At 52.4% G+C, this 8636-nt stretch carries 9 protein-coding genes; 1 reads left to right on the top strand and 8 read right to left on the bottom strand.

What is annotated here, in order from left to right; all coding sequences use genetic code 11:
* Positions 1-464: 464 nt before the first annotated feature.
* Complete coding sequence (bamC, locus tag HMPREF1028_RS03650; protein WP_009311447.1) at positions 465-1592, bottom strand: outer membrane protein assembly factor BamC; 1128 nt, start codon at positions 1590-1592, stop codon at positions 465-467.
* An 80-nt stretch (positions 1593-1672) separates the two neighbouring features.
* Positions 1673-2554: a 4-hydroxy-tetrahydrodipicolinate synthase gene (gene dapA, locus HMPREF1028_RS03645; protein WP_009311445.1), complete on the bottom strand. Its 882-nt coding sequence runs from the start codon at positions 2552-2554 to the stop codon at positions 1673-1675.
* Between the two features lie 379 nt (positions 2555-2933).
* Here dapA and HMPREF1028_RS03640 point away from each other — a divergent pair, with 379 nt between their 5' ends.
* A complete protein-coding gene (locus tag HMPREF1028_RS03640; RefSeq protein ID WP_009311443.1) occupies positions 2934-4325 on the top strand; it encodes a uracil-xanthine permease family protein in 1392 nt (463 codons plus the stop codon).
* Positions 4326-4429: 104 nt separating this feature from the next.
* Here the strand turns inward: HMPREF1028_RS03640 and HMPREF1028_RS03635 are convergent, their stop codons facing one another.
* From HMPREF1028_RS03635 to HMPREF1028_RS03615, 6 genes are all read right to left on the bottom strand, one after another.
* The gene (locus tag HMPREF1028_RS03635; protein WP_009311441.1) at positions 4430-4996 is read right to left on the bottom strand and encodes a peptidylprolyl isomerase; all 567 of its coding nucleotides are present in this window, start codon (positions 4994-4996) and stop codon (positions 4430-4432) included.
* A 148-nt stretch (positions 4997-5144) separates the two neighbouring features.
* On the bottom strand, positions 5145-5708 hold the full coding sequence (locus HMPREF1028_RS03630) for a YceI family protein (protein ID WP_009311439.1): 564 nt from the start codon (positions 5706-5708) through the stop codon (positions 5145-5147).
* A 349-nt stretch (positions 5709-6057) separates the two neighbouring features.
* On the bottom strand, positions 6058-7128 hold the full coding sequence (gene leuB, locus HMPREF1028_RS03625) for a 3-isopropylmalate dehydrogenase (protein ID WP_009311437.1): 1071 nt from the start codon (positions 7126-7128) through the stop codon (positions 6058-6060).
* Positions 7129-7138: 10 nt separating this feature from the next.
* Positions 7139-7273, bottom strand: coding sequence for a hypothetical protein (locus HMPREF1028_RS15700; RefSeq protein ID WP_283119082.1), 135 nt, complete (start codon positions 7271-7273; stop codon positions 7139-7141).
* A 99-nt stretch (positions 7274-7372) separates the two neighbouring features.
* Complete coding sequence (locus tag HMPREF1028_RS03620; RefSeq protein WP_009311435.1) at positions 7373-7834, bottom strand: YhcH/YjgK/YiaL family protein; 462 nt, start codon at positions 7832-7834, stop codon at positions 7373-7375.
* 35 nt (positions 7835-7869) lie between these two features.
* The gene (locus HMPREF1028_RS03615) at positions 7870-8595 is read right to left on the bottom strand and encodes an SH3 domain-containing protein (protein WP_009311433.1); all 726 of its coding nucleotides are present in this window, start codon (positions 8593-8595) and stop codon (positions 7870-7872) included.
* Positions 8596-8636 lie beyond the last annotated feature (41 nt).

The following is an 8636-nucleotide window of genomic DNA, read 5'->3' as shown; positions in this document are numbered from 1 at the left end:
TCCCCTGTTGCGTGTCTCAGGCTTTACGGGCTGCACCAATTTGATTTTGCCTAAAGCCGCGAAGCCACCCCCATCCTAACCTTCCCCCGCAGGACGGGGAAGGGACAAGGTTGCTGATACGGTAAAAGGTCGTCTGAAACTGAAAATTTGGTTTCAGACGACCTCTTCTCATAATCAGAACATGCTAAATACCCCGCCAGATAGGGAAGGGCAGGTTGCCGTTGAAGCAACGAGTAGCGTGATATCCCGATCAGCATGATACTGCTTAAAGGCGGATGAAGCAGGCGGATGGTTGTATGGATTGCTGCAAACGGGAGCGTTGCAATTTGAGATGGAAAAAGCCGAGTCCTGTTTATACAGAACCCGGCTTAATAGGGAGCGCCTGAATAGGCTTTTACGGGCGTCCGAGATTTGAGGCGCAGTTTAGATTCAAATTCAGACGACCTGTTGTGACATCGGATTGCTTAACGCAGTTCTGTATGCAGGCGGCTGAGGAGCGTAGAGGCATCGCTGCCTTTGTATGCGCTGCCGTCTTTGTTCAAGAGGCTGATGCGCGAACCGCCGTTGACAGGCTCGACGAATACGATGATCTCGGGGTAGGCGGCAGGTTTCTCGACTTTTTTGCCTTTGCCCAGCATACGGCCGAAGAAGCCCGGTTTTTTCGTGGAAACGGCGTCGCTTTCGTTAGGCGCCTGTTGAACCAAGAAGGCGTGGCGTTCGATGTTTTGACCCAAGACATTCAAGCCGATGCGGTCGAGGGCGAGCGCGGTGCGGCGCCAGTTGCGGCCGTAGTCGCCGGAGACGAGCAGGGTGTTGCCGTCGATTCGAGCCAAATCGTTGCCGCTGCGTTTGGCAACGCTTTGGGTCAGCGCGTTTTCAGCTTGTTGCTGGTCAACGCCCAAGTATTGCATGAAGCGTGCGAGGAAGGCGGCTTCAAGATTTGGGTCGTTGGCGGCAGGCTGCCACATGGTCGTGTCTTTTTTCTTGTCGGCGTAAACTTCTTTCATGCCTTTGTGGGCAAAGAAGATGTCGGTTGTACCGTTTCTGCCTTGTTCGATGCGGATGATGAATTTATCGCGCTCGCTGGTGGAATAGACACCGCCCATACCGACTTTGTCCAGGAGGCGGCGCAGACCGTCTTGCGGGATTTTGGCGCGGTTTTCGGCCCATTCGGTTTCCATTTGACCGATGCCGGGTTCTTCGGATTTGATGTCGAAGCCGTTTTCTTGCCAGAATGCTTTCAACAGAGGCCAAATTTCGGCAGGGGATTTGCCTTGGACTTCAACCCAGCGTTGGTTGCCGTCACGCTCCAAACGGACGCCTTTGACGGATTTGAGGACTTCAGAATTGGCGGCTTGTTGGGTTGCCGATGTGCGGCGGCTCAAATCGCTGGCACGGACGGCACCGCTGCCGGCGGGTACTTGATAGAGGTTGCCTTGATCGGGATTGTTCAAATCAGGCGGTACTTCTAATTTGACGATTTTGCGGGTCTGGGTTTGGTAATCCAGCTTGGGCAGGTCTTTTTTGTTGCCCGAACAAGCGGTCATGCTGATCAGGGCGATTGCTACGACGACAGGTTTCATATAGGTCATATTGGTTTCCTGTGGGATGTGATGGGTTAACGGCAGGTCGTCTGAAAACTTGGAAACGGTTTTCAGACGACCTTTGCGGTTTATGCGGTGAGTTGTCCGGATTCTTGCAATGCGGCGCGGACTTTTGCCTGTCCGGCTTCGGTCAGGGAAACGAGCGGCAGGCGGACATAAGGTTCGCATTTGCCCAACGCGGATACGCCCCATTTGGGCGCGGCAGGGCTTGGTTCGCAGAACATAGTGTTATAAATCGGAATCAGGCGGTCATTTAATTGACGAGCGGTCGCAATATCTCCTGCAAGGGCGGCGCGGCACATGTCGGCGAAGAGTTTGGGGGCGACATTGGCGGCAACAGTGATGACGCCGTGTCCGCCGCAGAGCATGAAGGGCAGACCGGTTGGGTCGTCACCGGAAAGGATGGTGAAGCCTTCGGGCGCGTGTTTGATCAGTTCGAGATTGTTGCCGATATTGCCGCTGGCTTCTTTGACGCCGACGATATTCGGGATTTTGGCAAGGCGCAGGATGGTGTCGTTGGTCATGCTGACGACGGTGCGACCGGGTACGTTGTAGATAATCATCGGAATCGAAGTGGCTTCGGCGATGGTTTTGAAATGTTGGTAAATGCCTTCTTGGGAGGGCTTGTTGTAATAGGGGACGACGGAAAGGGTGTAGTCTGCGCCGGCTTTTTCGGCGGCGCGGGAGAGCGCGATGGCTTCTAGGGTGTTGTTGGCGCCGGTGCCGGCGATAACGGGAACGCGCTTGTTGACGTGTTTGACCGTTTCTTCAATTACGCTTAAATGTTCTTCGACGGAGAGGGTGGCGGATTCGCCTGTCGTACCGACGGCGACGATGCCGTCGGTACCGCTTTCGATGTGCCAATCGATCAAATCGCGGAGTTGTTCGTAATGGATGCTGCCGTCTTGATTCATGGGTGTAATCAGGGCAACCAAGCTACCTTGTAACATACGGAAACCTTTTTATTCATTGTGTGAGGTCGATTATGCTTCGGATTGTAGCTTACTTTGTTGTTTGTGTGAAACATATCGGCCGGACGGCTGGTTTACAGGCTTAAGGGCTATCATATCTTAATAAATAATATTTTTTATAATCATAAAATTATTGGTTTTTGGCGGTGGAAGTGCTGTCAAGAATTAAAATGTGTTAAGCGTATGAAGGCTGCCTGAAAATGAGGGATTGCTTGGAGCGGAAATTCAAAGAAATTTGAGTTTGGGCAACTGAAGATGTTTTTGCGCTGGAGTATTTGAATTGATAAGGAATCTTTGATTCGCTACAATTTCGTTTCTTAAAAATTTTTAACGCTTCATGGCGGACAGGAAGACTGCAATGGCTGGAACAATGAAAAAACAGGCGGATTCGCCTGATTTGGTGTACGGTTTGGAAGACAAGCCGCCATTCGGAAATGCCTTATTAAGCGCGATAACGCATCTTCTGGCGATTTTTGTGCCGATGATTACGCCTGCGCTGATTGTGGGCCGCGCGCTGGAATTGCCGGTTGAGATGACGGCGTATCTCGTGTCGATGGCGATGGTTGCGTCGGGTGTCGGCACTTATTTGCAGGTCAACCGCTTCGGGCCGGTCGGTTCGGGGATGCTGTCTATCCAGTCTGTGAATTTCTCGTTCGTTACCGTCATGATTGTGCTGGGCGCGGGGATGAAAGAGGGCGGTTTGACTGAGGATGTGATGATTTCGACGCTGTTGGGCGTATCGTTTGTCGGCGCGTTTTTGGTGTGTTTCTCGGCATGGCTTTTGCCGTATTTGAAAAAAGTGATTACACCAACGGTCAGCGGCGTGGTCGTGATGCTGATTGGTCTGAGTTTGGTACACGTCGGCATTACCGATTTCGGCGGCGGCTTCGACGCGAAGGCGGACGGCACGTTCGGCTCGATGGAAAACTTGGGGCTGGCGTCGCTGGTGTTGCTGATTGTGTTGATATTCAACTGCATGAAAAATCCGCTGCTGCGTATGAGCGGCATCGCAGTCGGGTTGATTGTCGGCTACATCGTCGCGCTGTTTTTGGGCAAGGTGGATTTTTCCGCGCTGCAAAACCTGCCGTTGGTTACGCTGCCCGTACCGTTTAAATATGGTTTTGCTTTTGACTGGCACGCATTTATTGTGGCGGGTGCGATTTTCCTGTTGAGCGTGTTTGAGGCGGTCGGCGATTTGACCGCGACGGCAATGGTGTCCGACCAGCCGATTGAAGGCGAGGAATACACCAAACGCCTGCGCGGCGGCGTGTTGGCGGACGGCTTGGTATCTGTCATCGCCACTGCTTTGGGTTCGCTGCCGTTGACGACTTTTGCGCAAAACAACGGCGTGATTCAGATGACCGGCGTGGCTTCTCGTCATGTGGGCAAATATATTGCCGTGATTTTGGTGCTGTTGGGTTTATTCCCCGTCGTCGGACGCGCGTTTACGACGATTCCGAGTCCGGTTCTTGGCGGTGCGATGGTTTTGATGTTTGGCTTGATTGCGATTGCGGGCGTGCGGATTTTGGTCAGCCACGGTATCCGCAGGCGCGAGGCGGTGATTGCGGCAACGTCGGTCGGTTTGGGCTTGGGTGTGGCGTTTGAGCAGGAAGTGTTTAAGAACCTGCCCGTTTTGTTCCAAAACTCCATTTCCGCCGGCGGCATCACGGCAGTTATCCTGAACCTGCTTTTGCCGGAGGATAAAACCGATAAAGTCGTCAAAATCGATACCGAGGGGTTGGAGCATTAAGTTTCAAGCTAGACAAAAAGGTCGTCTGAAATTTGATTTTCAGACGACCTTTTCTATTGGGTTTGGATTGAAACCGTATTCTGTCGAAGAAGTCGGTTTACGATTTATTTGCCGATGGTTACACGCTTGATGATGACCGGTTTGACGGGGACGTTTTGATGGAAGCCGCGTGTTGCAGTCGGGGTTTTGCTGATTTGCTGCACGACATCCATGCCCGAAGTCACTTTGCCGAAGACGGCATAGCCGTAGCCTTGCGGGGTTTTGTTTTTGAAGTCGAGGAATGCGTTGTCGGCAGTGTTGATGAAGAACTGGCTGGTGGCGGAATTAGGATCGCCGGTACGCGCCATGGCGATGGTGCCGACGGTGTTTTTCAAGCCGTTGTCCGCTTCGTTGTTGATGGCTTTGTCGGTGGCTTTTTGGGCAAGATCAGGGGTAAAGCCGCCACCTTGAATCATGAAGCCGTCGATAACGCGGTGGAAGACGGTGTTGTCGTAAAAGCCTTTGCGGGCGTAGTTGACGAAGTTGGCGACGGTTTTCGGTGCTTTGGTTTCGTCGAGCGACAGGCTGATGTTGCCCATATTGGTTTCGATGACGGCGTGTGTCTCGGCTTGGGCGTTGAAGGCTGCGGCAAGGGCAAGGGCGGCGAAAGTGAGTTTGAGGATTTTGTTCATTTGAATGTTTCTCGTAGTGTGAAAATTAAACGTTATTATCGCGGATTTTATGTGAAATCTCTAAAAGGCGTTGTGAAATATTTTAAGGTCGTCTGAAAACGGATACAGCAAGCTTCGTTTCAGACGACCTTTTGTGTTGCGCCGCGGCTTATTGTTTGGCAGCTTCGAGTTGAATGTCGATGCGGACGGTTTTGGTCATGCCTGCATCAACCAGATAGTTCACGCCCCATTTGGTGCGGTCGATGGTGGTGCTGAAGTCGCCGCCGCAGACTTCGGTTTTCGCCATCGGGCTTTGGTAGCAGTTGAATTTTTCGGCTTTGAGTTTGACGGGGGCGGTTTTGCCGTGCATGGTCAGATTGCCGTCAACGGAGAGCAGTTTTTTGCCGTTGAAGTTGAATTTGGTGGAAACAAAGCGGATGTTCGGGTATTTGGCGGCGTCAAAGATGTCGGCGGATTTCAGGTGGTCGGTGAAGTGTTGCGAACCGCTTTGCAGGTTGGCAATGGGAATGGTGATGTCGATTTTACCGTCGCGTTTTGCTTGGTCGAACTCAACGGAACCGGTCAGACCGTAGAAACCACCGACGTTGGTGCTGGTGTTGAAGTGGTCGATGGCGAAACGGGCGTTGGCGTGGTGTTCGTCCACTTTGTAGGTGGCGGCTGAGGCAGTACCGATGGCTGCTGCTGCGAGTGCGGCGAAGATGATTTTTTTCATGATGGTCGTCCTTTGTATGAGGTTATAAAGACGTTTATCTTAACATAGGAAAGAATGCATATCATTTCTTAAAGGTGAACGGTGGATTTACTTGGATTTGATGATGGGGTCGTCTGAAAACTGAGAAGAGCAATACTAGGGGCTGTCGACATTCAATAGTTTCCGTGTCTTTTTATTCCTAAAGCGGCATCTTCCATGTTGGAAATCCTCACAAGGTGTCCAACCTTGTTGCGGTTTCCATCTTGAATCTTCCGCTTTGTGAACAAAAATCCACCGGGAAAATTAAATGTCGACAGCTCTAATGAAAAAAGCGCGGAGTTATCCGCGCTTTTGGTTTTCAGACGACCTTTTACAAGGCGGCGAGTACCGCATCTCCCATTTCGGAGCAGGAAACGAGTTTTGTGCCTTCTTCGTAAATATCGCCGGTGCGCAAGCCTTGTTGCAGCACTTTTTGGACGGCGCTTTCGACTTGTTGCGCGCGGGCTTCGTCGTTCAGGCTGTAACGCAGCAGCATGGCAAGCGAGAGGATGGTGGCAAGCGGGTTGGCTTTGTTTTGTCCGGCGATGTCGGGTGCGGAGCCGTGTGACGGTTCGTACAGGCCTTTGCCGTTTTCGTCCAGCGAGGCGGAGGGCAGCATACCGATGGAGCCGGTCAGCATGGAGGCTTCGTCGGAGAGGATGTCGCCGAAGATGTTGCCGGTGGCGATGACGTCGAATTGTTTGGGCGCGCGCACGAGCTGCATGGCGGCGTTGTCCACATACATGTGGGAGAGTTCGACGTCGGGGTATTGTTTGCCGATTTCTTCAAAGATTTCGCGCCACAGTTCGGTGGTTTCCAAGACGTTGGCTTTGCCGACGGAGCAGACTTTTTTGCTGCGTTTTTGGGCGGATTGGAAGGCGACGTGGGCGATGCGGCGGATTTCGCTTTCGCTGTATTTCATGGTGTTGTAGCCTTCGCGTTCGCCGTTTTCCAAAACGCGGATGCCGCGCGGTTCGCCGAAGTAGATGTCGCCGGTGAGTTCGCGCACGATGAGGATGTCGAGGCCTGCGACGATTTCGGGTTTGAGCGTGGAGGCGTTGGCAAGCTCGGGATAGAGGATGGCGGGGCGCAGGTTGGCAAACAGGTTCAGGTCTTTGCGGATTGCCAATAGGCCGCGTTCGGGGCGCAGCGGGCGGTCGAGGTTGTCGTATTGCGGGCTGCCGACCGCTCCGAGCAGGACGGCATCGGCTTTGCGGCAGAGGTTTTGTGTGAATTCGGGATAGGGATAGCCGTATTCGTCGTAGGCTTCGCCGCCTAGTGGGGCGTATTCGTAGCCGGCGTCCAAGCCTTGGGCGATGAGTTTGTCGAGTACGCGGACGGTTTCGGCGACGATTTCGGGGCCGATGCCGTCGCCTCGGAGGATGGCGATATGTTTGGTCATGGCAAAATCCTTATGAGGAGGGTTTGGAAAAGGGGAGGTCGTCTGAAAACGGCGAAGCGTTTTCCATTTGTAAGGATGGTGTTTTCAGACGACCTTTTGTGTCTGTTTGCAGGTCGGTTTGTTTGAACGAGGCTGATTGTACCATTGCGGCATCGAGAAAGCCGCGTGGAAATCATGCAGGCGGATTCGTTGGGAACGCGATGGGCAGCCAAGTTTTACATTAGTTGCGAAGGGTTGAAGGGAATCAGTAACGTTCTGCTTCGATACGGATTTTAAAGACGGCTTTGCGTATGGACTTTTCTTCGCCCACCAGCGGGGCGTGCGCGTCGTTGGGAAAGAAGAGGGCAAACTCGCCCGGTTGGAGCGTGAGCCAGGTTTCCGGTTCGCAGTCAAAAAATTCGATGTCGCGCTTTTCGTCGTAGCCCAAACCGTTTTTCAGACGACCCCTGTCTATCCAGCCGTAGGTTTCTTCCCCGCTGATGGGGACTTGGATGTCGATGTGTTTCAAATGCGCTTCGGGCTTGGCCTCGGCTTTACTCCTCATCGGTTCGCTACCGATAAAGAGGCGGATGTTCGGGTTTGCGCACGGCACTTGACCGTCGGGCAGGGCGGCGAAATCCAGCGTTTGCAGTAGGTGGACGGCATCGGCAAAGTCAAGGTGCAGCGCGGCGTAGCGGGCGGCGTTGGTGAGGGTGTCGGTAATCATGTTTTGCAGAAAGAGATAAAAAGGCCGTCTGAAAATTAAACCTCAGGGTGTAGCGAAGCCAATACGTTCTTCAAGATGCCTTGCCGGAAGACAAATAAGACTTCGGTATAGGCGGCACCATCTCCGATGACGGTCGTTAAGAAAAGGGTGTCGTCTTTAGCGCGGTAGTAACAGTGGCTCAGTTGCGTATTATCGCCTGCCTTTTCAAAATATGGGTCGAACAGGTGGTCATATTGGGCTCGGGGGGCGATTTGTGTTTTACCGTTGCGGAAAAAGGCAATTTCACGATAGTGGCTGAATGGAATTGTACCGTCAGTGCCGAACATTTCTTTTCCGCGATAATGGGAAAGTCCGTATTGATCGTGTGTAAACAGATGTTTTTCTTTCTTATAGTTGAAACGTTCCGATTTAATGCGCACGCCCATGCCGTTTTTTTGGCAGGTAAAGCCGTCGGCAGTAGCCGTAACGGGGATGCTTTCATAACGCGACAACGGAATCAGTCGCGAAGTATGCACCCAGCCATCCAGGCTTTTTTTGCCGCGCAAATCGTAGGTCATCTGCCAACCGTGTTCTAAATGAAGCTTTCCCTCCATCTCGGGGGTATAAACATGAGTGCCGTTTGGAATTTTGGTCAGGATTCGGCTTTGGGCGTTCGGTTTTTCGCGTAAGTTGCTGTATCCGTCAGGATCTTGAATTTCTGAGAATTCCGCATGTGCGGCGAGGCTGATAAAAAGTATAGGGAGCAGGATAATTTTTTTCATGGTGTTGTGTGTGTGAAATTGTTGGGTATGTTTTTCAAATA

It is taken from the genome of Neisseria sp. GT4A_CT1 (assembly GCF_000227275.1).
GTDB lineage: Bacteria > Pseudomonadota > Gammaproteobacteria > Burkholderiales > Neisseriaceae > Neisseria.
The sequence above is the reverse complement of the archived record's forward strand: the minus strand, read 5'-3'. Positions and strand labels throughout refer to the sequence as shown.